The organism is Streptomyces sp. NPDC057623, from assembly GCF_042800355.1.
Lineage (GTDB): Bacteria > Actinomycetota > Actinomycetes > Streptomycetales > Streptomycetaceae > Streptomyces.
Genome location: NZ_JBHVGZ010000025.1, coordinates 82,188 through 105,337 on the forward strand (window position 1 = coordinate 82,188; position 23,150 = coordinate 105,337).

Consider the following 23,150-nt stretch of genomic DNA (forward strand, 5'->3'; position numbering starts at 1 on the left):
CGGTCCTTCCGGCTCAGGCGGTGGCGGCGTAGCGGTTGGCGGGGCGGGCCAGGCCGAGCAGACCGCGCAGGGTGTCGGCCTCGTAGGCCCGGCGGAAGGCGCCGCGGCGCTGGAGTTCGGGGACCAGGTGCCGGGTGATCGCCGGGAGGTCGTGGCCGACGACGGCGGGACGCAGCCGGAAGCCGGTCAGTCCGCCGCCGCTCAACTCCTGGAGGAGATCGGCGAGTTGGGCTGCTGTGCCGGTGAAGACCAGGGCGTCACTCGGGTACGGCTGTCCCGCGAGCGCGTCGAGCCGTTCCCGGCGTGCCGTCGCGGCGGCGGGGTCGTCGTCGAGGAAGACCAGCAGATCGCCGAAGACGTGCAGGGGCTCGGCGGCCCTCCCGGCGGCGTTCTGCTCGGCACGGATCCGGGCGACGAGGGCACGGGCCTCGTCGACGTCGTACGGGGTGACGTAGCCGATGTCGGCGGCGCGGGCCACGAGCCGGTACGGCACGGTGTCGTGGGCGAGGGCGGTGACGATCGGCTGGCCCTGCGGCGGGCGGGGCGTGATGGAGGGGCCCTTGACGCTGAAGCGGCGGCCCTCGAAGTCGATGTAGTGCAGCTTGTCGCGGTCGATGAAGCGGCCGGTGGCGGCGTCCCGGATCTCGGCGTCGTCCTCCCAGCTGTCCCAGAGGCGGCGCACCACCTCCACGTGGTCGGCGGCCTCGTCGAAGAGGTCGGTCACCACTTCCTGGGCGGCCGGGCTGTCGTAGGCGTCGATGCGCGGGATGGTGCGGCGCCCGAAGTGCGCGGCCTCGTTCGGGCGGGCGGTGATCTGGACCCGCAGGCCGGCGCGTCCGTTGCTGACATGGTCGAGGGTGGCGATCGCCTTGGATATGTGGAACGGCTCCGTGTGGGTGGACACCACCGTCGGCACCAGACCTATGTGCCGGGTCAACGGGGCCACACGGGAGGCGATGAGGACCGCGTCGAGGCGGCCGCGTACCTGGTCGGTGCGCTCGTCCGGGTCCAGGAAGTGGGAGGACTGCGGGCCGAGGCCGTCCTCGATGGTCACGAAGTCGAGCAGTCCGCGCTCGGCCTCGGTGACCAGGTCGGCCCAGTACGCGGCGGTGAACAGATCCCGGGGCCGGGCCACCGGCTCGCGCCAGGAGGCGGGATGCCAGCCGGTGCCGTCCAGGGCGACGGCGAGGTGCAGGGGGGAAGAGGGAGCAGATGACACGCGTCAGTGCCTTCCTGGAAGTCCGTACGAGATCGCCGGCCCTCGTTCAGAGCTGGGCACGGCGGTGGGGCGAGCACGACGAGGGGGGAACGGGGTCCCCGGGTCGCGGGCTGAGGGAGAGTCAGGAGCGACAGAGCGCGCCGGCCACGCGCTGGAGGTCGATGTGGGGCCGGGAGTACAGGTGGGCGGCGTGGAACACGTGCGTCACGTCCGCCCCCTCCGCCCATCGCCTCGCGCGCTGCGGCGCCTCACACATCTCGTGGTCACTCACAACGCCGCGCCCTTTGCGAGTGTTCCCCGACGGCGGTGCCGTTCCTGATTCGGCGACACCGGTCCACGCCGCGGACGGTTCAGGGCCGCTCCACCCGCGGGGCGCCGCTCCCGCCTGCCGCGTGGGCCGCCCAGTCCAGGATCTGCACGGCCGCTCCGGCGGCTTCCAGGCCCCGGCAACGGGCGTGGTGGCGGCGGGCGATGGCGTCGAGGTCGAGGTGCGCACCGAAGGCGGGGTGCGCGGCCAGTCGGCGGGCGTAGGCCCACAGGGCGGGGTGGGCGGCGATGCGGTGCACCGCGGCGGCGTCCAGGTGGTGGCGGTGGACGGTGTCGAGCTGGACCAGGGTGACCCACAACTCGACGTCCGCGGCCGTGATCTGATCCCGGATCATGTACGCACGCCCGTCCAGCCAGCGGTCCAGGGCGCCCAGCGAGCTCAGCAGCGTCTGAAGCCCCTCGTCCCGCTCCGCGCGCTCGGTGCCGACCGCTCCCGCGCTCTGCGCGGCCGCCTCGATGTCCTGGGCGCACATCCGCTCGACGGCCTCGATCTCCGACTCGGCGCCGCTCGGGTACAGGTCCACCCGGCCGGCGCCGAAACGCCGGGCGAGGTCGCGGGTGATGTCGGGTGCGTGCGTACTCACGATGCGCCCCGACCAGTCGTCGCTGAGGACCGGCGCGAGGGCCGGGCCGGTGTACCGGTGGGCGCTGGCGTCGTACAGCGGACGCAGCACGGCGTGTCCGCCGTCGGGGCAGTCGGGGATCGCGGGCAGGAACGTCGCGGGACAGTTGTCGTCGATGCCCAGCAGGCTGTGGGCCACGGCGATGCGCAGGCCGTCCGGGCAGGCGGTCGACAGATGGAGGCGGTAGCGGCGCGGCACGGCGTAGTGCCCGCTCCGTGCGTCGCGGCCGATCCGGCCGCGGAAGGCCGGGGCGGTCCGCGTGGACGAGTGGGCGGCCAGCGGTGTGACGGACATGACTCTCCCCTGGGCAGGCGCGTGGACGTACTCGTGGCGGAAGCGGCTGAGGCTCAGCTCAGGGGACTGGTCGCGCTGGAGACGCGGAGCAGGTCGATGTGGCGGCGGGACGTGAGAAGGGGGCCACGGCTCATGCGGCCGGTGACCGACTCGGCACTCTCCACACTTCCCTACCAATTCACTAGGAAACCTGATGGGAGTGTCGGCCCGTTCGCGGCCGGCGTCAAGAGGGCGTCCGAGGAACGAACACCGACGGGCCCTTCGTACAATTTGAACCCGAACGACACCAGGAGGGTGCCCATGCCCGGCCAACGATCGATCACCGAAGCCGAGAAGCTGGCCGAGGCCAAGCTCGGCGGCATTTCGCTGCACCGGGAACAGATGGCCGTGGTCGCGAACATCTACCGCGCGGCCTCGACGGTCCGGCAGCACCTGGAGAACTCCGTGCTGCGCGGGGCCGATCTGACCTGGACGGCGTTCGTGGTGCTCTGGGTCGTCTGGGTGTGGGGCGAGTCGGAGACCCGGCATGTCGCGGAGGAGGCCGGCATCTCCAAGGGGACACTCACCGGCGTCGCCCGGACGCTGGAGGGGCGCGGGCTGATCAAGCGGGCCGGGCATCCCACCGACGGCCGGCTGGTACTGCTCAGCCTGACCGAGGAGGGCGAGGCGCTGATGCGGCGCCTGTTCCCGGCCTTCAACGAGGAGGAGGCCTTCGTCGCCGGACAGCTGAGCGCCGAGGAGTGCCGGAGCGTCGCGGAGGGTCTGCGCAAGGTGGTGCTCCAGGTCGAGGAGCAGGGCGAGGAGCGCCGCCTCGCCCTGCTCGACGGCGCCGAGCCGGCCCCCCGGCGCAGCGGCCGCCGCCCGCGCGCCTGAGCGGCGCCGGTCCGCTCGCCGGCGCTCGGACCGGGCGACGCCCGCGGTCAGCGGCGCTCGCGTGCGGCCCGCACCAGGGCGTCGAAAAGGGCCTGCTGCACCGGATCCCGGTGGGCCGTGTCCTCGGGGTGCCACTGCACAGCGGTGAACCACCCTTCCGCGCCCGGGAGTTCGAGCCCTTCCACCGTCCCGTCGGCCGCGCGCGCGGTGACCGTGAGTCCTGCGCCGACACGGTCCACCCGCTGGTGGTGGTAGCAGGAGGCTTCCGCCTTCCCGGCGCCGGTGGCGCGTTCCAGCAGGGTGCCGGGCCGGATCGGCACGGGGTGCACGAGGTGCCGGTGTTCGCGTTCGGGGCCGCCCATGTCCTGCTCCAGCGTGCCGCCGAGGGCGACGTTCACGACCTGGAGGCCGCGGCAGATCGCCAGCAGCGGGATACCCAGATCCAGTGCCCGTCGGGCGGCTTCGAGGTCGAAGTCGTCCTGGAGGCCGTCCACGTCGTAGACGCTGGGGTGGATGCCGGTGGCGCCGTAGCGGTACGGGGCGAGGTCGCCGCCGCCGGGGAGCAGGACGCCGTCGAAGCGGGCAAGCCGTTCCGCCACGTCGGCGCCGGCCTCGGCGGGGTCGGCCGGATGGATGCTCACCGGTTCGCCGCCCGCTCGCCACACGGCCTCGACCAGGGCACGGGCGCTCACCTCGGCGGCGTGGCGCAGCGCCGAGGTGGTGGCGGAGAAGCGGGCGGGTACGGCGATCAGCGGGCGGGTCACAGCTGGATCCAGGTGGTCTTGAGCTCGGTGTACTTCTCCAGGGCGTGCGCGGACTTGTCGCGGCCGTTCCCGGACTGCTTCATGCCGCCGAAGGGCACGGTCAGGTCGCCCTCCTCGTAGCAGTTGACCCACACCGTGCCGGCCTTCAGCGCACGGGAGACCCGGTGGGCGGTGGAGAGGTCGGAGGTCCACAGGCCGGCGGCGAGGCCGTACTCGGTCGCGTTGGCCAGCCGTACCGCCTCGTCCAGGTCGTCGAAGGCGAGGACGGACAGGACAGGGCCGAAGATCTCCTCGCGGGCGAGCCGCATGCCGGGGTCCACGTGGTCGAAGACGGTCGGCTGGAGGAAGCTGCCGCCGGTGTCGGCGAGGGCGCGGGAGCCGCCCGTCAGCAAGCGGGCGCCCTCGCTCACGCCGGTGGCGATGTGGTCCCGCACGCGGCCCAGGTGAACCTCGCCGACCAGGGCGCCCATCTCGGTGGCCGGGTCGAGGGGGTCACCGACCCGCAGCTCCCGGGCCCGCCGGACGATCGCCTCGGTGACCCGGTCGGCGATCGAGGAGTGCACCAGGAGCCGGGAGGGCGCCGTGCACATCTCGCCCTGGTTGAAGAAGATGCCCCAGGCGGCGGTGGCCGCGGCCCGGTCCAGGTCGGGGGCGTCGGGGAGGACGATGTTCGGCGACTTGCCGCCGAGTTCGAGCCAGACGCGCTTGAGGTTGGAGTCGGCGGCGTAGTGCAGGAAGTGACGGCCCACGGCGGTGGAGCCGGTGAAGGCCAGGACGTCGACGTCGGGGTGGAGACCGAGGGCGCGTCCGGCGACGGGGCCCTCGCCGTTCACGACGTTGAGCACGCCCGGCGGCAGCCCGGCCTCGGTGGCGAGACGGGCAAGCGTCAACGCCGACAGCGGGGAGTTCTCCGACGGCTTCAGTACGACGGTGCAGCCGGCCGCGAGTGCCGGGGCGATCTTCCAACCCGCCAGCGTCAGGGGGAAGTTCCAGGGCACGACGGCGCCCACGACACCGGCCGGCTCACGGGTGACCAGGGCGAGGGCGTCGGGGGCGGTGTGCGGCGACTCGTCGGTGAGCTTGTCGGCGAGCTGGCCGTACCAGCGGAAGGTGGCGATGGCGGCGCGCAGTTCGATGTCGTACGCGTCCGTGATCGGCTTGCCCATCTCCAGGCTGACGGTCAGCGCCAGTTCCGCGCGCCGCTCCTGAAGCAGGTCGGCGAGCCGCAGCAGGACCCGGCCGCGTTCGGCGGGCGCGAGCCGCGGCCACGGTCCCGCGTCGAAGGCCCGGCGGGCGGCGGCGACGGCCGCGTCCACCTCGGCGGCGCCCCCGTCGGCGACCTGGGCCAGCACCTGGCCGTCCCGCGGCGAGACGACCGCGAAGTGCCCGCCCCCGCCCGGCTCGTCGGCGCCGTCGACGTGATGGGCGCCGGACAGTTCCAGGGACTTGGCGCGACGCAGCCACTCCTCGTGGGTGGCGTCCAGCATGCGGAACCTCCAGAATTCGTTTGATATCAAACTATTAGGTCAGGGGGCGGCCCTGAGCCGGGCCGGCATCCGCCCGCCACCCGGCCGGCCACGCTCGACCGGGTGGCGGGCACCCGCTACCGGCGGGCCGGGCGCGTCAGTCGACCGGCCACGATGCCCAGCACCAGGACGGCCGGAACCGTCAGCTGGAGCCATACGGCGGTGGCCCGTTCGCCGCCGATGAGGGTCGTGAAGTTCTCGACGATCAGCCAGATGGCACCGGCGATCCCTAGCGCGCCCAGCACCGGGGCGATCAGCGTGTTCCACGGCCGCGTGTCGAGGCGCTCGCGCCGGAAGAAGACGACGACCGAGACCGAGGTCAGGAAGTACAGGAGCATGATCGCCAGCACGGCTACCCCGCTCCCCCACGAGAACAGGGTCACCACCGGGTCCTTGCCGGCCAGCGCGAACGGGGCCACCAGCAGCACGGCGATCGCCGTCTGCACGAAGCCCGCGACGCCGGGTGAGTGCCGGCGGTTGACCGCCGACAGCCTCCGCGGCAGGAGGCCCTCGCGACTGAGCGAGAACAGGTAGCGGTTGGCCGAGTTGTGGAAGGCGAGGATGCCCGCGAAGAGCGAGGTGGCCAGCAGGACGGGCAGCACGTCGTTGACCCAGGTGCCGAACTGGGCGGCGATCGGCGCGAAGACGAACGTCGTCGAGTCACCGCCCTCCAGGGCCTGCCCGGCGGCCGCGGCCGCTTTCGAGGCGCCGTAGGAGGAGATCAGCATCCAGGAGGCGAAGGCGAAGAAGCCGGTGACGAGGACGACCGCCAGATAGGTGGCACGGGGCACCGTTCGGCGGGGTTCGCGCGCCTCCTCGCCGTAGATCGCGGTGGCCTCGAAGCCGATCATCGACGCCACGGCGAACATCAGCGCCACACCCGGAGCCCCTTCGAGGGCCGCACCCGGCGAGAACGTGTCCGCGAGGCCGAGCCCCTCGGGCCCCCCGCCCTTGACGAGGCTGACGACCGCGAAGGCGGCCAGGATGCTGAACTCGGCCAGCACGAACACGGCCAGCACCTTGGCGCCCATCTGATGCCGAGCGCACCGAGGACCTGCACGACCGCCATGGTGAGCAGGGCACACGCCCACCAGGGCACGTCCGCCTCTGGGTAGTGCGCCAGCAGCCCGCTGACGGTGGCCCCGTACAGGCCGTACATGGCGGCCTGGATCGCGCAGTACGCGAAGAGGGCGATGCCCGCGCTGCCGTTGCCGAGATGGGGGCCGAGCCCTTTGCCGATGTACCGGTAGAAGGCCCCGGCGTCCACCACATGCCGGCCCATGGTGACGAAGCCGACCGAGAACAGCAGGATGATCACGCCTGCCGCGAGGTAGGCGGCGGGGGCGGCGGCCCCGTTGCCGATGGCCACGGCGATCGGGACGGCGCCCGCGACACCGGTCAGCGGCGCCTGGGCGGAGAGGACGAAGAAGAGGATGCCCAGCACGCCTAGCGAGTTGGGCTTGAGCTTGCCTGCGGTGGAGGGGTCGGGCGCGGTCTGGTTCCGGACCGCCGTCTGACTGTCCACTCGGATCACCTGCCTGGGGAAGAGGACTTCGTTTCAGGCCAAACGAGTTGCCTCATGGTGGGCTGGAACTATCCGTTTGGCAAGGGCTGGCGCGAAGAATTGGTACGGCTGTGGATCCGGGACGGCGAAGCGGGGGTCCGGCCACCGCGAAGGACCCCGGGCCACGGGTGCCCGGGGTCCTGAAAGACGCAGGTCAGACCTCGTTCTCCGGCACCTCGTGACCCTGGTTCTCTTGCCCGTCCGCCGAGAGGAGCCGGAGCAGGCCCCGCAGCTCCTCGATCGCGGCGTCGGTGGTCTCGGGCTCCCCGAAGACGAGCTGGTGCAGCACGAGCCCGTCCAGGGCGGCGAAGACCAGCCGGGTCAGCGGGCGGTCGGCGCCGCCGGGCAGCATGCGGGACAGCTCGCGCTCGGTGGCGTCGAAGTAGTCGTCGTACAGGGCGCGGATCTGCGGGAGCAGTTCGGGGCGACGGCGGGCCTCCAGCAGCAGCTCGTACTGGAAGGCCTGGATGTCCGGATTGGCCGTGACCATGTCGGAGACACCGACCGAGAAGTCGGCGACCTCGCCGGTGCCCGGTTCGAGCGCGCTGGTGCTGAGCGAGGTGCGGATCGCGTGGGCGAGGGCCTCCTCGATCAGCGCGTCACGCGAGCCGAAGTGGTGGACGACGAGGCCGTGCGTGGTGCCCGCCTCCTGCGCGACCGCCCGGTAGGTGAGCTTGCGCAGCCCGCCCCGCGCCACGACCCGCACGGCGGCGTTCAGCAGGGCCTCGCGGCCCTCGCCGTAGTTCATGCGCCGGCGCGGCTTACGGCCCTCGGGGCCTTCGGAGCCCTCGGGGCCCGTCGATCCCTCGGTTCCCTCGGCGGATGCGGTCATGTTCGCGACCTTACCCGCCGGGTCGGACACCGCCGTGGGCCCGGTCGACGCCGTTCGCGCGGTCAACGCCGGGGCGGGCGGATGCCGCGGAACTCCCAGTCGCCGCCGAGGGCGGTGGACAGCACCTCCTCGGACTCGGTCGGCTGGGCGCCCACATCGGTGCGGATGGCGGTGGGGCCGGTGACGATGTGGTTGGTGAGCCGGCCGAGGCCCTCGACCTCGACCTCGACGACGTCGCCGGGCCGCACGGGCCGGGAGTTGGCGGGCGTGCCGGACAGCAGCACGTCGCCCGGGTACAGGGTGATCGTGCGGGCGATGTCGGCGACGAGGTAGTGCATGTCCCACTGCATCTCGTCGGTCGAGCCGTCCTGGACCACCTCGCCGTTGACGTACGTCCGCAGCCGCTTGCCGTGGAAGTCCCAGTCGGTCACCAGCCCCGGTCCGAGCGGGCAGAGGGTGTCGGAACCCTTCACACGGAGCATGGACCCGGCGTCCGTGTCACGGAAGTCGTGCAGCCCGTAGTCGTTGGCGACGGTGTAGCCGGCGATGTACCCGCCCGCCTCGGCCGGTGAGATGTTCCGCGCGGTCTTCCCGATGACGATGGCGACCTCGCCCTCGTAGTTGAGCCACTTGCAGCCCTCGGGGCGGACGACGGCGCCCTGGTGGGAGTTGAGGGAGGAGACCGGCTTGTGGAAGTAGGTCGGGGTCCCGGGAAGGTCGGTCCGGAACTCGTCGACCCGGCTGCGGTGGTTGAGATGGACGGCGATCACCTTGGAGGGGACCACCGGGGGCAGATGCCGGGCGTCCTCGGTCTTGACGCGGCGGCCGTCCCCGGCGACGAGTTCGTCCCCGTCGACGGTGACCTCGACGGCGGCGCCGTCGAGGAGGATGCGGCGGAGTTCGGGCATGTCTCAGACCTCCTGGGGGCGGCTGTGCGGGGTGCGCTGGTGTGCCGGGGCGGGCCGGCCGGTGCCGGTCCAGCCGTCGGCGGGCCGGTCGAACCAGAGATGGACCTGGCCGGTGCCGACGGAGTTCTCGTACTCCCCGTACTGCCGGGCCCGGGCGGTGCAGGCCCGCCCACCGAGAGCGCCGGCCATCATGAGGTAGTGGAAGAACTTCGCCTCGGGCTTGAACTTCCAGAACGCGTCCATGGTGTCGAGGACCTTGTCGTGGCGGCCCTCCTTGAACCAGGCGATGCGCTCGTGGTCGGCTTCGCGGGCCTCGGGGGTGCGGATGTGGACGGGATCACTGGCCTCGTGGTCCCGGATCTCCCGCAACGGCCAGAAGGTGTGCGAGAGGGCACCGGAAGCGATCACCAGCACCCGGCGGCCCGGCGTGGCCGCGATGCCGTCGGCGAGCGCCCGGCCGAGGCGCAGATGGTCTTCCATGTCACCGGTCTGACAGACGCCGATGGTCACCCACCGCTTGTCCGCCAGCCCTTCCCCCAGGAACTTCCAGAGGTTGATGGTGGCGTAGTAGACCGGCAGGTACTCGTCCTCGATGGCGGTGATCCAGGTGCCGTGCCGGTCCGCGAACTTCTCGATGTTGCGGGCGAGTTCGGGGTCGCCCGGGAAGTCGTACGGCATCCGGCACATCCCGCGTGGCAGTTCCTCGGAGGTGAAGAGCCCCGCCCGGCGCTGTTGTGCGCTGACGACGAACTCGACGGTGGTGGCCCAGTGGGAGTCGAGGACGACGACGGTGTCGTATTCGTTGGCGGCACCGCGCTCGAACACGTCGGCGCGGAGCTGCTGGAGCCCGGTGACGAGAGTGATCTCCTTGCCCTCGTTCAGTTCCAGGCGGTCTGCCTTCGGGAGCACGATGGTGGGGACGTGGGCGAGCAGGCCCGCCCCGACGATCTCACCCATGGTTGTCGTTCCATCCCTTCGGAGCGGTCACGGTGTTCTTCAGGTCGCAGTAGAAGTCGAAGCTCCAGGTGCCGCCCTCGCGCCCGACACCGGACTGGCGCGAGCCGCCGAACGGGGCCTGGAGATCGCGGACGAAGAAGCAGTTGACCCAGACGGTCCCGGCGACGAGCCGGGCGGTGACCCGTCCGGCGCGCTCGGTGTCGCCCGTGGCGACGGTGGCGGCGAGCCCGAAGCGGGTGTCGTTGGCGAGCCGTACGGCCTCGTCCTCGTCGGCGAAGGTCTGGAGGGTGAGGACCGGCCCGAAGACCTCTTCCTGGACGATCTCGGAGTCCTGGGCGACGTCCGTGAGCAGAGTGGGCGCGTAGTACTGCCCGTTCCCGCGATGCCCGCCCACGACCGCGCGCGCCCCGGCCGCGATCGCCCTCCGTACGAAGCCGTCGATCTTCTCCAGCTGACGGGGATGGATGGTGGGCCCGATGTCGGTGGACTCGTCTCGGGGGTCACCCTGCCTCAGCCGCCCGGCCTTCTCGACGAAGCGGCGCGTGAACTCCTCGGCGACCGATTCGTCGACGAGGATGCGCGTCGCGGCGAGACAGACCTGTCCCGCGTTGTCGTACTGCTCGACGGCGAGGTCGACGGCGAGGTCCAGGTCGGCGTCGGCGAAGACCAGCAGGGGCGACTTCCCGCCCAGTTCGAGGCTGAGCGGCGTCAGGTTCGCGGCGGCCGACCGCGCGATCCGCTGGGCGGTCGGCACCGACCCGGTGAAGCTGATGCGGCGTACGTCCGGGTGCGAGGTGAGCGCGTCGCCGATCTCGGAGCCGTACCCCTGGACGACGTTGAGGACCCCGGCGGGGAGCCCTGCCTCGGCCGCGATGTCGGCGAGGAGGGAGGCGGTCAGCGGGGACCATTCGGCGGGCTTGAGGACGACGGTGTTCCCCGCCGCGAGGGCGGGGGCGACCTTCCAGGTGGCCAGCATCAGCGGGGCGTTCCAGGGGGTGATGAGGACGCAGGGGCCCGCGGGGTCCCACGAGACGTGGTTGGTGTGTCCTCGCGTCTCGAAGTCCTCGTGGTCGAGCGTGAGCAACCAGTCGGCGAAGAACCGGAAGTTGTGCGCGACGCGCGGCATCACTCCGCGACGGTGCGAGCGCAGGAGAGCGCCGTTGTCGGTGGTCTCGACGATGGCGAGCTCTTCGATCCGCTTCTCGACCCCGTCGGCGACGGCGTGGAGGACACGGGCACGTTCGGCGCGGGGGGTGGCGGCCCAGGCGGGGAACGCCTCACGGGCGGCGCCGACAGCGGCATCGGCTTCGGCGGGGCCTCCCCGGGAGATCTCACCGAGAAGACTGCCGTCGATCGGAGAGCTGTCCGTGAAGGTGTCGCCGGAGGCGACACGCTCGCCACCGATCCAGTGCCGGGTGTCGACGGAGACACCGGCGACAGAGATTTTCTCAGGCATACGAAGGGCTCCATTTCAGACAAGGGGAATCGGAGATAGTCAGGGGCGCGGGGGAACCGTGCGACCCACCACGACGCGACCCGCAGCCCGCCACCGGCCTCACCCGGCAGCCGCTTGCGACGTGCCGACCTCCAGCAGCCGCCCCCCGTCCCAGACCACCCCGACCTGCCGGTAGTACGCGGCGATCGGCTCCCGGACCTCCAGCCGGGCCAGCTCCTCCGTCGGCGCCTCGAACAGCTCCAACTCGGCCTCCCCGACCCACGGTTGGCCCCCCTCGAAGGAAGCCGCCCCCGACTCGATCAGCTCGTCGAGGGCCAGCCCCTTGCCCTTCTCGATCGAGGGAAGCCACCGGTGATGAGCCATCGGATGCGCGTTCACAAACCCGTTCGACTCGGCCGGCTCCCGCAGAGTCACCACCGCTTGCGCCAGCCGCCGATCCGCGGCGGCGAGCGTCGCCCCGAACCGTGCCCCCGCCTCGATCCGGGGCGCGGGACCGAACGGATGCGGCCGGGTCTGATGAACGGACCCGAGCTTCTTCGGATACCCCTGATGCAGGCCGCGCGCGATGGCGAAGTCCTTGTCGACCCAGATGTGGACGCACCGTGTGTAGGTCTGCCCCTTGTACTGGCACCGGACGACCGCGAAGGCCTCCTTGTACTGGGCCAGCACAGGATCGAGCAGCTCCGCCCCCGACTCCGAGCACGACTGCCAGTCCGCCCAGATCAGGGCGACGGCACCGGGATCCTCGTCGGCCAACTCCAGTGGCGCGGGCAGTAGTTCCCGCACCCGCGCCGGGTCCGTCCGGTACTCGACGGTCAGCAGGTCACCGGAGTACCGCCACGGCGGCGCCGGAATCAGCGACGAGACACCACTGCCGGTCTTGGGGTGGAAGTAACCACGAACTGGGGACATGACGGGGTTCCTTACGCGGTGAGGGCGGGTTGCTTCAGCAGCTGTGCGCGATACCGGGCGGCACCCGTGGCGGCGCTGTGGCCACCGAGCGCCACGACGCCGACCAGCCGGTCGTCGGTGTGGTAGCCCACCAGGACGTCGCCGTCGGGGTCGCCGTCCAGGACGCGTACGTCGTCGAGTCCGAGGACGGGTGCCCCGAACGACTGGAGCCGGAAGTCGTGCTGGTCGCTCCAGAAGGTGGGCAGGGGCGCGAAGGAGGCCAACTCCCCTTTCGTGCCGGTGAGATGAGCGACGAGCGTCTTCGCGGCGTGCTTGGCGGTGTCGGTCGGGATCGACCAGTGCTCGACGCGCCGGGGCACGCCGTCGTAGCGGGCGTTGGGGAAGCGGGCGACGTCGCCGACGGCGACGACGTCCGGGCGGCCGCCGACCCGCAGCCGCCCGCAGGTGAGGACGCCGTCGCAGAGGTCGAGGTCGTTGCCCTGGAGCCACTCGACGTTGGCGACCGAGCCGACCGACTCCACGACCACGTCGGCGGCCAGCACGGTGCCGTCACCGAGGACGACACCGGTGACACGGTCCTCGCCCTCGAAGGCGGCGACTTGTGTGCCGAGCGCGAAGCGCACCCCGCGCTCCTCGTGCCGCCGCAGCAGGGCGCGGGCGAGCAGTTCGCCGAGCGGTCCGACCATGGGCAGGGGCAGCGGATCGACGACGGTCACCTCGCGGACGCCGAGCGCCACGGCGGTCGCGGCCACCTCGCAGCCGATGAACCCGGCGCCGACCACGACCAGGCGGGCACCGGGACGGGTCAGTTCGTCCCGCAGGCCACGGGCGTCGGCGAGCGTGCGGACCGTGTGGCGGCCGGTGAGCGGGCCGGGGCAGGTCAGGCGCCGGGGGCGCATGCCGGTGGCGACGACCAGCCCGTCGTACGGGATTTCCGTTCCGTCGTCGAGGGCGAGGGCCTGCTCGGCCAGCCGTGCCGCGACGACTCTCGTGCCCAGTCGCCACTCCACGTCGGCCGCGGCCGCCTTCGGGGTGAAGGCCAGCGATGCGAAGGGCGCCTTGCCCGCGAGAACCTCCTTGGAGAGCGGAGGCCGGTTGTACGGCATGTGCGGCTCGTCGCCGATGACCGTGATCGCTCCGGTCCAGCCGGCCGCGCGCAGCTGTTCCGCGGCACGCAGGCCGCCCATCGAGGCGCCGGCGACGACGATGCGTGCGGTCATCGGCTCAGTCCTCGATCCGGATGGCCTGGAGCGGGCAGACGTCGGCGGCTTCCTCGACCTCGTCGCGCAGCGCGTCGTCGGGGTCGCGGACGTACCCGAGGTGTCCGTCGTCGTCCATCGAGAAGACGTCGGGAGCCGCGAAGACGCACTGACCGTGGTCCTGGCACTTGTTCATGTCGACGACGACCTGCATGGCCGGTCCTCCTGGAAGTGAGGGGCGTCGGAGCGGGGGCGAAGGGACGGCGGGGTCCGGCCGGCCTGCGGCCGGACCCCTGGGCCAAAGGGGTGCGAGATCCGCACCCCCTACTCGTTTGGCTTCAAACAACATAGGAAGCGGCCGGACCCTGGTCAATACCTGTCCAGGTGGATAAATTTTTGGGGCCGCCCTCTTGCGGGACGACCGACCCCTCCATACCGTTCGGGTTCAAACGACGACCTCCGGGGCGCGCCTTCCCGCCCCGCGCTCTTCGCTCAGGCCGTCCTCACGCCACCCCTTCCCATCCGCCGAGGAGACATCGGTGAGCGCTCACGACATCCCAGACATCCGCCGGCACATGGAGCGGCTCACCGCCGAGGGGGTGGACGTGGTCCGGGTGATGTACCCCGACCTCATCGGCACCGACCGCGCCCGTGACGTGCTGGTGGACCATCTGCCGTCGGCCTGCGAGCACGGTCTGGCCTTCTGCCGGGCCGTCTACCACACCAGCCCGCAGGGCGACGTGGTCCCGGTCGCGGGCGGCCTGGACGCCGGCCTGCCGGACGTGACCGTGCGCCCCGACCTGTCCACCCTGACCGTGCTGCCCTGGGAGCCGGGCGTCGCGGCCTGTCTCGGCGAGGTGACCGACCCGGCGACCGGGGCCCCCGCCCCGGAGTCACCGCGCGACCTGCTGCGCTCGGTGCTGGCCCGCTGCGCCGAGCGGGGGCTGCGTCCCGTCGTCGGCCCGGAGCTGGAGTACTTCCTGCTGGAGCACACCGCCACCGGCTGGCATCGCTGTCCCGAGACGACCGGCGCCGTCTACACGGCCGGGCTGCGCGCCGACCCCGGGAACCATCTGCTGCGCACCCTGCGGCAGCTGCGCGACCTGGACATCGGCGTGATCACCGGCAACCACGAGTTCGACGGCGGCCAGTACGAGATCAACCTGACACACTCCGGGGCGCTGGACGCGGCCGACCGCTCCTTCCGCTTCAAGTCCGCCGTGAAGGAGCTGGCCCGTAAGGAGGGCCGGCTCGCCACCTTCATGGCCAAGCCGTTCAACGACGCGGGCGGCTCCGGCTTCCACCTGCACCTGTCGTGCGAGCACGCGGACTCGGGCAACGCCTTCGACGACCCCGCGGGCCCCTACGGCCTCTCGGCCACCGGTCGGCACGCGGTCGCCGGGGTCATCGTCCACGCCCCCGCGCTCGCCGCGCTGCTCAACCCGACGGTCAACTCCTACAAACGCTTCGGCCCGGACACCCTCGCGCCCTGGCTGATCGACTGGGGCCTGGACAACCGCAGCGCCATGGTCCGCATCCCGCCCGAGCGCGGCGCCGGTGCCCGCCTGGAGCTGCGCCTGGGCGACGCGAGCGCCAACCCGTATCTGGCCATCGCCGCGACGCTGGCCGCCGCACTCCTCGGCATCCGGGCCGGCGAGGAACCCCCGCCCCCACTGGAGGGGTACGGCTACGACACCTCCCGGGCCGCGACGCTGCCCACCGGCCTGTCCGCCGCGCTCGACGCGCTGGAGGCGGACACCGACCTCGCCGAGCTGCTCGGCAAGGACTTCACCGCTTCCTATCTCTCCTACAAGCGCAACGAGGTCGAACGCTTCCAACGGCACGTCACCGACTGGGAGTTCACCGAGTACGCCTACCACCTGTGATCCCCAGGAGCCATCGATGACCTCCGCATCCGAGCCGATGCCGCTCGCCGACGTGAACCTCGCCGACCTCGACCACTTCACCGACGGCGTGACGCCCTGGCGCATGTTCCACACCCTGCGCCACGAGGACCCGGTGCACTGGCAGCCGGAGGAGGCCCCCAACTCCGGTTTCTGGGCGGTGACCCGGCACGCGGACATCGCCCGCGTCGACCGTGACTCCGCGACCTTCACGTCCACGAAGTTCGTGAACCTGGAGGAGGTCGACGAGGACCAGATCAGCAAGCGTGCCTCCATCCTGGAGATGGACGGCGTCCGCCACCGGGCCCTGCGCAGCGTCATCCAGCGGCAGTTCGGCGCCGGCGTCATCAACAGCTACGCCGACTTCCTGCGCGGCCTGACCGCGACGACGCTGGACGCGGCCCTCGCCAAGGGCACGTTCGACTTCGTCGCCGACGTCTCCGCGGACTTCCCGATCAACGTCCTGGCGCGGCTGCTCGATGTGCCGCCCGAGGACAACCAGAAGCTCATCGACTGGGGCAACCGCATCATCGGCAACACCGACCCCGACTACGCGGACGTGCTGCTGCACAGCGCGGAGAGCGAGAAGTACCGGGACCTGCCGTTCCGCTCCCCCGCGTCCGTCGAGGTCTTCGAGTACGGCAGGGAGCTGGCCCGCGAGCGGCGCGGCGGCGACGGCACCGACCTGGTCTCGCGGCTGGTCAACACGGTGCCGCGAGACGGAGTCCCGCTCTCCGCCCAGGACTTCGACAACTACTTCCTGCTCCTGGTGGTGGCCGGCAACGAGACCACCCGGCACACCATCTCCCACTCCATGCTGGCCCTCCTCCAGCACCCCGAGCAGCTCGCCCGCCTCCAGGAGGACCCCTCCCTGATCCCCACGGCGGTCGAGGAGTTCCTGCGCTGGGCGTCCCCCGTCTACCACTTCCGCCGCACGGCCACGCGTGACGTCGAGCTCGGCGGCAAGCGGGTCAGGGAGGGCGACAAGGTCGTCATGTGGTTCGCCTCCGGCAACCGTGACGAGGAGGTCTTCGGCAACCCGTACGACTTCGACGTGGCCCGCACCGACAACGACCACGTCACCTTCGGCAAGGGCAGCCCGCACCTGTGCCTGGGCAACCTGCTGGCCCGTACCGAGATCCGCATCATGTTCGAGGAGCTGATCCCGCGGCTCGCGGACATCCGCCTGGCCGGCGACGTGCCGCGGGTGCGTTCCAACTTCGTCAACGGGATCAAGAAGCTGCCGGTCGAGGTGACGCTCGCCTGACGGTCGCCCGCCGCGCCTCAGGCCGCGCGTACCGAAAGGGCGTGCTGGAAGACGTCGCGGGGATCCCACTTCGCCTTGACGCGCTGGAGCCTGGGGTAGTTGTCGCCGAAGTACAGGGTCTGCCAGGGCGCGCCGGTGTTGCGGGCGGGGTCGGCGAGATCCGTGTCCGGGTAGTTGACGAACGCGCCGTCGGCGGCGGCGGGGGCGCCGCCGGTGTCGGCGTACAGGTCCTCGTAGAGCTCACGCAGCCAGCCGATGTGCCGGGCGTCGTCCCGGGGGTCCTCCCAGCCGTTGGCGTAGAACATCTTGATGCTCGCGTCCCGGTGGGGTGTCGCGGTCGCGTCCGCGGCCACGGTGTTGACCTTGCCGCCGTGGGTGTAGAGGCTCAGGCTGCCGCCGGGGTGGTCGTAGTCGGGCCGGGTCAGGTGGTGGTGCAGGGCGTCGATCTGCCGGTCGGTGAAACGTCGGCGCAGATAGCCGGACTTGACCTTGAGCCGGTAGACGGGCCCGGGGTCGCCCGGTGAGCCGGCCAGGGCCGCAGCCAGCCAGGACTGGTCGCGCACGCTGCGGACCGGCTGGACCCGCACGCCCCGGCTGACCGCGGCGATGTGCTCGTCCAGCATCCGTTCGGCTCCGGAGTCCGCCGCCACCTGGCCGATCATGAGGACCGTCCCGGACGGGCGGCGGGTGAGCGCGAGTTCGCTGTAGAGAGCGAGGTACGGGGAGTCGGGGGCGCTGTGCCGTTCGGCCCACGCGCCGTGGTTGCGGACCAGCCGGGCGAAGGACGTCTTGTCGAGCTGCTGCCAGTCCCAGGAGACCGAGAAGCTCAGCACTTTGGACGGCGGGGCGGGCAGCAGACCTGACGGGTCGTCGCCGTGGGCGCCGGGCGTGCGGAACCAGTAGCGGGTGACGATGCCGAAGGTTCCGGCCCCGCCACCCGTGTGCGCCCACCACAAGTCCCGGTGGGGATCCGACGGTTCGCGGGTGGCCACCACGCTGCGGGCCTTCCCCGCCCGGTCCACGACGACCACTTCGACCGCGTACAGATGGTCCACGGACAGGCCCATCAGCCGCGACAGCGGACCATAGCCGCCGCCCAGGACATGGCCGCCGACGCCGACGTCGGCGCACCAGCCGGCCGGGACCGTCACGCCCCAGCCGAGGTACAGCCTGCGGTACACGTCGCCCAGCAGGGCACCGGCCTCGACGGCGAAGGCGCGGCGGCCCGGATCGTACGAGACGCCCGTCATGGCGGACAGGTCGACGACCACCTCCACGGCCGGGTCGGCGACGAAGTCCTCGAAGCCGTGGCCGCCGCTGCGGACCGTGATCCGCCGGCCGCTGTCCACCGCCTGCTGCACGGCCCCTACGACGTGCGCGGTCGTGCCGACCACCCAGACGTGCTCCGGCCTGCCCACGAACCGGCGGTTGTAGCCCCGGGACGCCAGGGACCGGTACCGCGGATCGCCGCGCCCGACCATGGCCGGTCCGGGCGCCGGAGGGCAGGACGGCCCGTCCGCCGCCGCGGCCACCCCCGCGCCCAGCCCGGGCACCTCGACCCCCGCCGTCGTGGCGACCAGGCCCCCGCGCAACACGTTCCTCCTGCTGAATGCACTCATGACAGCTCTCCCAGGTCGGCCTTGGAACTCCTCGATTCCCTCAGCAACGAAGCTAGGTGGCGAGGTCGGCGAAGGCAGTCGGCCCAACCCCCCGGTCACGGTGGTGCCAACACCCCGATCGGCAGCCCGGCCGAAAACCCGCGTGCCCGGGGACGGCGGCCGGCAGTACGGTCGCGGCGTGATCGATGACGACGGCTACTTCGGAGAGAACGTCGCGGCCGGCTACGACGAGTCGGCGGCGGACATGTTCCGTGCCGATGTCGTGGGCCCCGCGGTGGACGTACTGGCCGGCCTCGCCGGCGACGGCCCGGCACTCGAACTCGGTGTCGGGACCGGCCGGATCGCACTGCCGCTGGCCGGGCGCGGGGTCCCGGTGCACGGCATCGACATGTCCCGGGCCATGGTGGACCGGCTGCGCGCCAAGCCGGGTGGCGAGGCCGTCGGGGTGACGGTCGGGGACTTCGCGACGACGCGGGTGGCGGGCGAGTTCGCGGTCGCCTACCTCGTCTTCAACACGATCGGCAATCTGACCACCCAGGACGCCCAGGTGGACTGCTTCGTCAACGCGGCCGCCCATCTGCGGCCCGGCGGCTGCTTCGTCATCGAGGTGGGTGTTCCCGACCTGCGCCGGCTGCCGCCGGGGCAGAGCGCCGTACCGTTCCACATCAGCGACACACGCTGGGCGTTCGACACCTACGACGTCGCCACCCAGGCGATGAGCTCCAACTACGTCACCATCGCCGACGGGCGTGCCGAGCACCGGTCCATCCCGTTCAGGTACGTCTGGCCGGCCGAACTGGACCTGATGGCCCGGCTCGCCGGCCTCCGGCTGCGCGACCGCTGGGAGGACTGGACGGGCGAGCCGTTCACGAGCGAGAGCGGCAAGCACGTGTCGGTGTGGGAGAAGCCGGCCGGGCATGATTCCGACCGCACGTGAAGGCCCGGGCCGTCGCGGGCGGGGACGGTACGCCCTGACGGAGTCGGAGCACGGCCACCTCTGGGGTGACTGTGCCGAGGTGGAGGGGCTGTTCGGGGAACCCGAACGCGGGACGTACGAACTCCTCGGCTGGGTGCCGGACGGCGCCGGGGTACGCGGCTGGGTCGGAAGCCGGGCGTGGCTGGTACCGCAGGACACGGAACTCGGCCCCTGGCTGCTGGAGGACGCGGAAAGCCTCGGGACGCACCCGCGGACCGGTGCTCTCGTGCTCACCGGCATGGACGACCACATGGGCCCGCCGGAGGGACACCGAGGTCCGGTCCGCCTGCACGACGGGTCCCGGTGGCTGGGCTCGGGCCGGGAGTTCGCGCGTGTCCTGGCCGACGGGCGGGCCGCGCCCCCACTCGTCCTGCGGGGCCTCTCACCGCACGACCGGCTCCGGCGGGCGCTGGCCGCCGGCACCCGCCGCTCGCTGGACCTGGACGAGGCCCGGCTGGAGATCCGGGACGACCACGGCGAGCCACTCACCGACCGGCTGCTGAGGCCCAGGGTGCGTACGTGGCGCCCGTCCTCCCACGGGCCCGACCTGATCGACCTGGAACTCGACGAGGTACTCGACCGCCCCGTGCCCGCACATGCCCGTCCCGTCTGGGACCGCTGGCTCGCCGGCCCGCCCGAGGTCCCCGGCGAATGGACCGCTCTGGACACCCGGCAGCGCGGGGCGTGGCTGGAGCTCGTCCGTGAGCGGGGCTGCCGGCTCGAACACCGGGCCCGGCCGGCCGGGCACGTCTACGAGCTGGACGGCCGGCACATCACCGACGAGCCGAGCCTGTTCCTGGCACTCGGCGAAGCCGTCAACGGGCCGGGCGGCTACTTCGGCGGCTGCGTGGACGCCCTCGTCGACTGTCTGCGCGGCGGCTTCGGCTGCACCACCCCCGCGACGCTGCACTGGCGGGACGCCGCGACGGCGCGTGAGCATCTGTCCCGCGTCCTGACACCGGAAGGCCGGCCGTACGACCTGGTCGCCCTGGTGCTCGAAGTCCTCGCCGAGGGGCGCATGCACGTCACCTCGGCATGAACGCGGCGCCGCGCGTCGGAGCGGTCCCGGGCACCGTCAGGGATTGGTCCACGCGTCGGGGTCGTCGGCGAGGCTCAGGACGTCGTCGGGCAGTTTGGCCGCCGCGACATGGGCCAGGGTGACCTCGCCGAGGATCTTGCGGACGTTGGCACGCACGGCGATCCACAGCGGCAGCAGGGACTCCGCGGGGCCGGTGTAGGAGAGGTCGGGCGGGCGTACGCCGCGCACCGAGACCAGGGGGCCGTCCGCCACCCGGATCACGTCCGCGATGGGGATCGCGTCGGCCGGACGGGCGAGCCGGTAGCCGCCCTTGCCGCCGCGCTGACTGACCACGAGTCCGCCCCGGCGCAGGTCGCCGAGGATGCCCTCAAGGAACTTGTGCGGGATGCCCTGCGCCTCGGCGATCGCTTCGGCCTTGAGTGAGGTGTCCTCCCCCGCCGCGGCCAGCTCCAACGCCGCCCGCACCGCATAGTCCGCCCTCGCCGAGATCCGCATGCTGAGATTATCCATCACTGCCGCGCCCGGACCGCGCCCGCCCGCCCCCTCGGTCAGGCGGGGAGGCTGAAGGGAGGGTGCGCGCCGTTGAGGAAGTAGTCCCCGACCTCGCGCAGCCGGTGGGCCACCGGCTCACGCAGGGTGTGCGTGCGGGTGTCGCGCCAGAAACGGTCCAGGCCGTGCCGCGCGAAGGCGGCGGGCACCCCTACGGCGTCCAGGGCATGGGTGCTGATCTCCTGCGCGGCGCGGGCGGCGGCCGCCTCGGCCGCGCTCGCGAGGACGGCGATCTCCGCGCACTCCTCGTCGTCGAGGTCCGCACCCCGCGCGAGGCCGCGCGTCAGGGCCGTCACCGCCTGGTCGGCGAGGGCGGACGCGGCGCGCGCGGCGACGGCGAGTTCGCCGTAGGACGTCAGAATGTACGGGTCCTGCGGCGGGCTGCCCGGCCAGGGCTGGGGCGAGAAGGGCTGCCAGGCGGACTGCGCCGCCCGTCCGTGCTCACGGACCTCGCCGAGCAGCCCCTCGCCCGCACCCAGACAGCAGTGGGCGGAGACCAGCCGGGCGGTCGGTGCGGCGAGTCCGGCGAAAGGTGTCAGGGCGCCGTCGTCGGCCGAGAGGGAGCCGAGCACGTCGTCGGCCGCCACCGGCACGGAGTCGAATCCCACCCCGCCGGCGGCCGCCAGCCGCTGGCCGAAGGTGTCGCCGCCGCTGCCGCTCACCAGGCCCGGGTGGGCGGTGTCGACGAGCACGGCGAGGGGCTCGCCGGTGCCGGGTACGGCGGCGCGGACCACCAGTCGGTCGGCGACGCCGACCCCGGAGCCGTACCTCTGATGGCCGTCCAGCAGAAAGCCGTTCGCCGTGGGGGTCAGCATGAGCGGCGGTTCCTGCGAGGCGATGCCGCCTCCCCAGTACCACTCCCCCGCCGCGGACGCCCGCTCGATGCGTGCGGCACGGTCGGGGCCGGCGAAGAAGCGGACGCAGTAGGACAGGAAGTAGTGGCTGCCGAGCAGATGGCCGACGGCCCCGTCGGCCGCGGCGACGGTCCGTACGACCGCGTAGGCGGTACGCCAGTCGGCGCCCCCTCCGCCGTGTGCGGCCGGTACGAGCAGGGTGAGCAGCCCCGATTCCCGCAGCCGCGCGATCTCGTCGAGCGGCGGCTTGCCGGCCTGCTCGCGCTCGACCGCGTCGGTGGCGAGGTCGTCGGCCAGCTCACGGGCCGTGTGCAGCCGGTCGACCGGCCGGGCTCCTGCTTCGGTCGCCTCGTCGGCCGGTGGTGCGCTTGTCATGGCGGACTTCCTTCACGGCAGAAGAGAACGCTGTCCCGGGTTGCCCGGCCGACCCGGTCAGCGTCATCCTCACTCGCCCGACCGAGAGGGGTCAACACTTCCCTAGTAAATCGATAGGAAATCTAGGGAATATGCGTCGGCTTGGCCGATTCCCGCTCCACGAAGGGCACCTGAGCCGCGGACTGTCCGGCCGGCGCACCCCGGAACGGGTGGTTCCACAGCCCCTGCGCCTCCAGCCGCGGCAGCACGCCCTCGCCGAACCAGTACGCCTCCTCCAGGTGCGGGTAGCCCGACAGCACGAACTCGTCGATGCCCAGCCGGTGGTACTCGGCGATCCGCTCGGCCACCTCCTCGTGACTGCCGACCAGCGCCGTGCCCGCGCCGCCGCGGACGAGGCCGATGCCGGCCCACAGGTTCGGGTAGATCTCCAGCTCGTCACTGCTGCCGCCGTGCAGGGCCAGCATGCGCTGCTGCCCCTCGGACTCGCTGCGGGCGAGCCCGGCCTGCACGGCCCGTACGGTGTCCGTGTCGAACCCGGTCAGCAGCCGCCGGGCCTCCGCCCACGCCTGCTCGCTCGTGTCCCGGGTGATGACGTGCAGACGGATGCCGAAGCGGACGCTGCGGCCCTCCTTCTCGGCGAGCGCCCGGATCCAGGCGATCTTCTCGGCGACGGCGGCCGGCGGCTCGCCCCACGTGAGATAGACGTCGACGTGCCGGGCGGCGATCTCCCCGGCGATCGGCGAGGACCCCCCGAAGTACACCTCGGGGACCGGGTCGGGCACCCGGGCCAGCCGCGCGTCCTCGACCTGGAGATGCTCGCCGACCAGGTCGACGGTCTTGCCCTCCCACAACCCTCGGACGATCTGCAGGAACTCACCGGTACGGCGATACCGGTCGTCCTTGTCGAGGAAGTCGCCGTAGGCGCGCTGCTCGTGGCTCTCCCCGCCCGTCACCACGTTCAGCAGGAGCCGTCCGCCGCTCTGCCGCTGGAAGGTGGACGCCATCTGCGCGGCGAGGGTCGGCGAGACGAAGCCGGGCCGGAAGGCGACCAGGAACTTCAGGCGCTCGGTGTTCTGGCTGACCATCGCGGTGGTCAGCCAGGCGTCCTCGCAC

22 protein-coding genes and 1 pseudogene are annotated in these 23,150 nt (G+C 72.1%); 5 read left to right on the forward strand and 18 right to left on the reverse strand.

Going from position 1 to position 23,150, the window contains the following annotated elements; all coding sequences use genetic code 11:
- Nucleotides 1-13: 13 nt before the first annotated feature.
- From ACFU95_RS24980 to ACFU95_RS24995, 4 genes are all read right to left on the reverse strand, one after another.
- The gene (locus ACFU95_RS24980; RefSeq protein WP_383831492.1) at nucleotides 14-1,219 is read right to left on the reverse strand and encodes an LLM class flavin-dependent oxidoreductase; all 1,206 of its coding nucleotides are present in this window, start codon (nucleotides 1,217-1,219) and stop codon (nucleotides 14-16) included.
- 121 nt (nucleotides 1,220-1,340) lie between these two features.
- Nucleotides 1,341-1,475 carry a putative leader peptide gene (locus tag ACFU95_RS24985; RefSeq protein ID WP_383831576.1) on the reverse strand — a complete coding sequence of 45 codons (135 nt, stop codon included), beginning with the start codon at nucleotides 1,473-1,475 and terminating at the stop codon, nucleotides 1,341-1,343.
- 94 nt (nucleotides 1,476-1,569) lie between these two features.
- Entirely contained in the window at nucleotides 1,570-2,463 is an 894-nt protein-coding gene (locus ACFU95_RS24990) for a glutathione S-transferase C-terminal domain-containing protein (RefSeq protein ID WP_383831493.1), read from the reverse strand.
- A gap of 53 nt (nucleotides 2,464-2,516) precedes the next feature.
- Entirely contained in the window at nucleotides 2,517-2,597 is an 81-nt protein-coding gene (locus ACFU95_RS24995; protein WP_383831578.1) for a putative leader peptide, read from the reverse strand.
- Nucleotides 2,598-2,763: 166 nt separating this feature from the next.
- Between ACFU95_RS24995 and ACFU95_RS25000 the strand changes: the two genes are divergently transcribed.
- Nucleotides 2,764-3,336: a MarR family winged helix-turn-helix transcriptional regulator gene (locus ACFU95_RS25000; protein WP_383831495.1), complete on the forward strand. Its 573-nt coding sequence runs from the start codon at nucleotides 2,764-2,766 to the stop codon at nucleotides 3,334-3,336.
- Between the two features lie 47 nt (nucleotides 3,337-3,383).
- On the opposite strand, the gene ACFU95_RS25005 is transcribed toward ACFU95_RS25000, so the two are convergent.
- The 10 genes and pseudogenes from ACFU95_RS25005 to ACFU95_RS25050 all read right to left on the reverse strand — a co-directional run bounded on the left by ACFU95_RS25005 (nucleotide 3,384) and on the right by ACFU95_RS25050 (nucleotide 13,668).
- Nucleotides 3,384-4,100: a gamma-glutamyl-gamma-aminobutyrate hydrolase family protein gene (locus ACFU95_RS25005; RefSeq protein ID WP_383831496.1), complete on the reverse strand. Its 717-nt coding sequence runs from the start codon at nucleotides 4,098-4,100 to the stop codon at nucleotides 3,384-3,386.
- Entirely contained in the window at nucleotides 4,097-5,587 is a 1,491-nt protein-coding gene (locus ACFU95_RS25010; RefSeq protein WP_383831498.1) for an aldehyde dehydrogenase, read from the reverse strand. The genes ACFU95_RS25005 and ACFU95_RS25010 overlap by 4 nt, the downstream gene beginning before the upstream one ends.
- A gap of 116 nt (nucleotides 5,588-5,703) precedes the next feature.
- A pseudogene (locus tag ACFU95_RS25015) lies at nucleotides 5,704-7,151 on the reverse strand (APC family permease).
- Between the two features lie 193 nt (nucleotides 7,152-7,344).
- Nucleotides 7,345-7,938, reverse strand: coding sequence for a TetR/AcrR family transcriptional regulator (locus ACFU95_RS25020; RefSeq protein ID WP_383831580.1), 594 nt, complete (start codon nucleotides 7,936-7,938; stop codon nucleotides 7,345-7,347).
- A 146-nt stretch (nucleotides 7,939-8,084) separates the two neighbouring features.
- The gene (locus tag ACFU95_RS25025; RefSeq protein WP_383831500.1) at nucleotides 8,085-8,930 is read right to left on the reverse strand and encodes a fumarylacetoacetate hydrolase family protein; all 846 of its coding nucleotides are present in this window, start codon (nucleotides 8,928-8,930) and stop codon (nucleotides 8,085-8,087) included.
- A gap of 3 nt (nucleotides 8,931-8,933) precedes the next feature.
- On the reverse strand, nucleotides 8,934-9,887 hold the full coding sequence (locus ACFU95_RS25030) for a 3,4-dihydroxyphenylacetate 2,3-dioxygenase (RefSeq protein WP_383831502.1): 954 nt from the start codon (nucleotides 9,885-9,887) through the stop codon (nucleotides 8,934-8,936).
- Nucleotides 9,880-11,343: an aldehyde dehydrogenase gene (locus ACFU95_RS25035; protein ID WP_383831504.1), complete on the reverse strand. Its 1,464-nt coding sequence runs from the start codon at nucleotides 11,341-11,343 to the stop codon at nucleotides 9,880-9,882. Before ACFU95_RS25035 ends, ACFU95_RS25030 begins: the two co-directional genes overlap by 8 nt.
- 99 nt (nucleotides 11,344-11,442) lie before the next feature.
- Entirely contained in the window at nucleotides 11,443-12,255 is an 813-nt protein-coding gene (locus tag ACFU95_RS25040; RefSeq protein WP_383831506.1) for an acetoacetate decarboxylase family protein, read from the reverse strand.
- 11 nt (nucleotides 12,256-12,266) lie between these two features.
- Complete coding sequence (locus tag ACFU95_RS25045) at nucleotides 12,267-13,475, reverse strand: NAD(P)/FAD-dependent oxidoreductase (protein WP_383831508.1); 1,209 nt, start codon at nucleotides 13,473-13,475, stop codon at nucleotides 12,267-12,269.
- A gap of 4 nt (nucleotides 13,476-13,479) precedes the next feature.
- Nucleotides 13,480-13,668, reverse strand: a complete 189-nt coding sequence (locus ACFU95_RS25050) for a ferredoxin (protein ID WP_383831510.1) — start codon at nucleotides 13,666-13,668, stop codon at nucleotides 13,480-13,482.
- A 325-nt stretch (nucleotides 13,669-13,993) separates the two neighbouring features.
- On the opposite strand from ACFU95_RS25050, the gene ACFU95_RS25055 reads away from it, so the two are divergent.
- Entirely contained in the window at nucleotides 13,994-15,340 is a 1,347-nt protein-coding gene (locus ACFU95_RS25055; protein ID WP_383831512.1) for a glutamine synthetase family protein, read from the forward strand.
- Nucleotides 15,341-15,356: 16 nt separating this feature from the next.
- Nucleotides 15,357-16,625, forward strand: coding sequence for a cytochrome P450 (locus ACFU95_RS25060; protein ID WP_383831514.1), 1,269 nt, complete (start codon nucleotides 15,357-15,359; stop codon nucleotides 16,623-16,625).
- Nucleotides 16,626-16,642: 17 nt separating this feature from the next.
- Here the strand turns inward: ACFU95_RS25060 and ACFU95_RS25065 are convergent, their stop codons facing one another.
- Entirely contained in the window at nucleotides 16,643-18,244 is a 1,602-nt protein-coding gene (locus ACFU95_RS25065; protein WP_383831516.1) for an FAD-binding oxidoreductase, read from the reverse strand.
- Nucleotides 18,245-18,422: 178 nt separating this feature from the next.
- Between ACFU95_RS25065 and ACFU95_RS25070 the strand changes: the two genes are divergently transcribed.
- Both ACFU95_RS25070 and ACFU95_RS25075 read left to right on the forward strand, forming a co-directional pair.
- Nucleotides 18,423-19,181, forward strand: a complete 759-nt coding sequence (locus ACFU95_RS25070) for a class I SAM-dependent DNA methyltransferase (RefSeq protein WP_383831517.1) — start codon at nucleotides 18,423-18,425, stop codon at nucleotides 19,179-19,181.
- Complete coding sequence (locus tag ACFU95_RS25075; protein WP_383831519.1) at nucleotides 19,162-20,259, forward strand: barstar family protein; 1,098 nt, start codon at nucleotides 19,162-19,164, stop codon at nucleotides 20,257-20,259. Before ACFU95_RS25070 ends, ACFU95_RS25075 begins: the two co-directional genes overlap by 20 nt.
- Before the next feature lie 36 nt (nucleotides 20,260-20,295).
- On the opposite strand, the gene ACFU95_RS25080 is transcribed toward ACFU95_RS25075, so the two are convergent.
- The 3 genes from ACFU95_RS25080 to ACFU95_RS25090 all read right to left on the reverse strand — a co-directional run.
- Nucleotides 20,296-20,754, reverse strand: a complete 459-nt coding sequence (locus tag ACFU95_RS25080) for an RrF2 family transcriptional regulator (RefSeq protein WP_383831521.1) — start codon at nucleotides 20,752-20,754, stop codon at nucleotides 20,296-20,298.
- 53 nt (nucleotides 20,755-20,807) lie between these two features.
- On the reverse strand, nucleotides 20,808-22,037 hold the full coding sequence (locus tag ACFU95_RS25085; protein ID WP_383831523.1) for an acyl-CoA dehydrogenase family protein: 1,230 nt from the start codon (nucleotides 22,035-22,037) through the stop codon (nucleotides 20,808-20,810).
- Between the two features lie 122 nt (nucleotides 22,038-22,159).
- Nucleotides 22,160-23,150: LLM class flavin-dependent oxidoreductase (locus ACFU95_RS25090; protein ID WP_383831526.1), on the reverse strand; the 991-nt coding region annotated here is incomplete at its 5' end.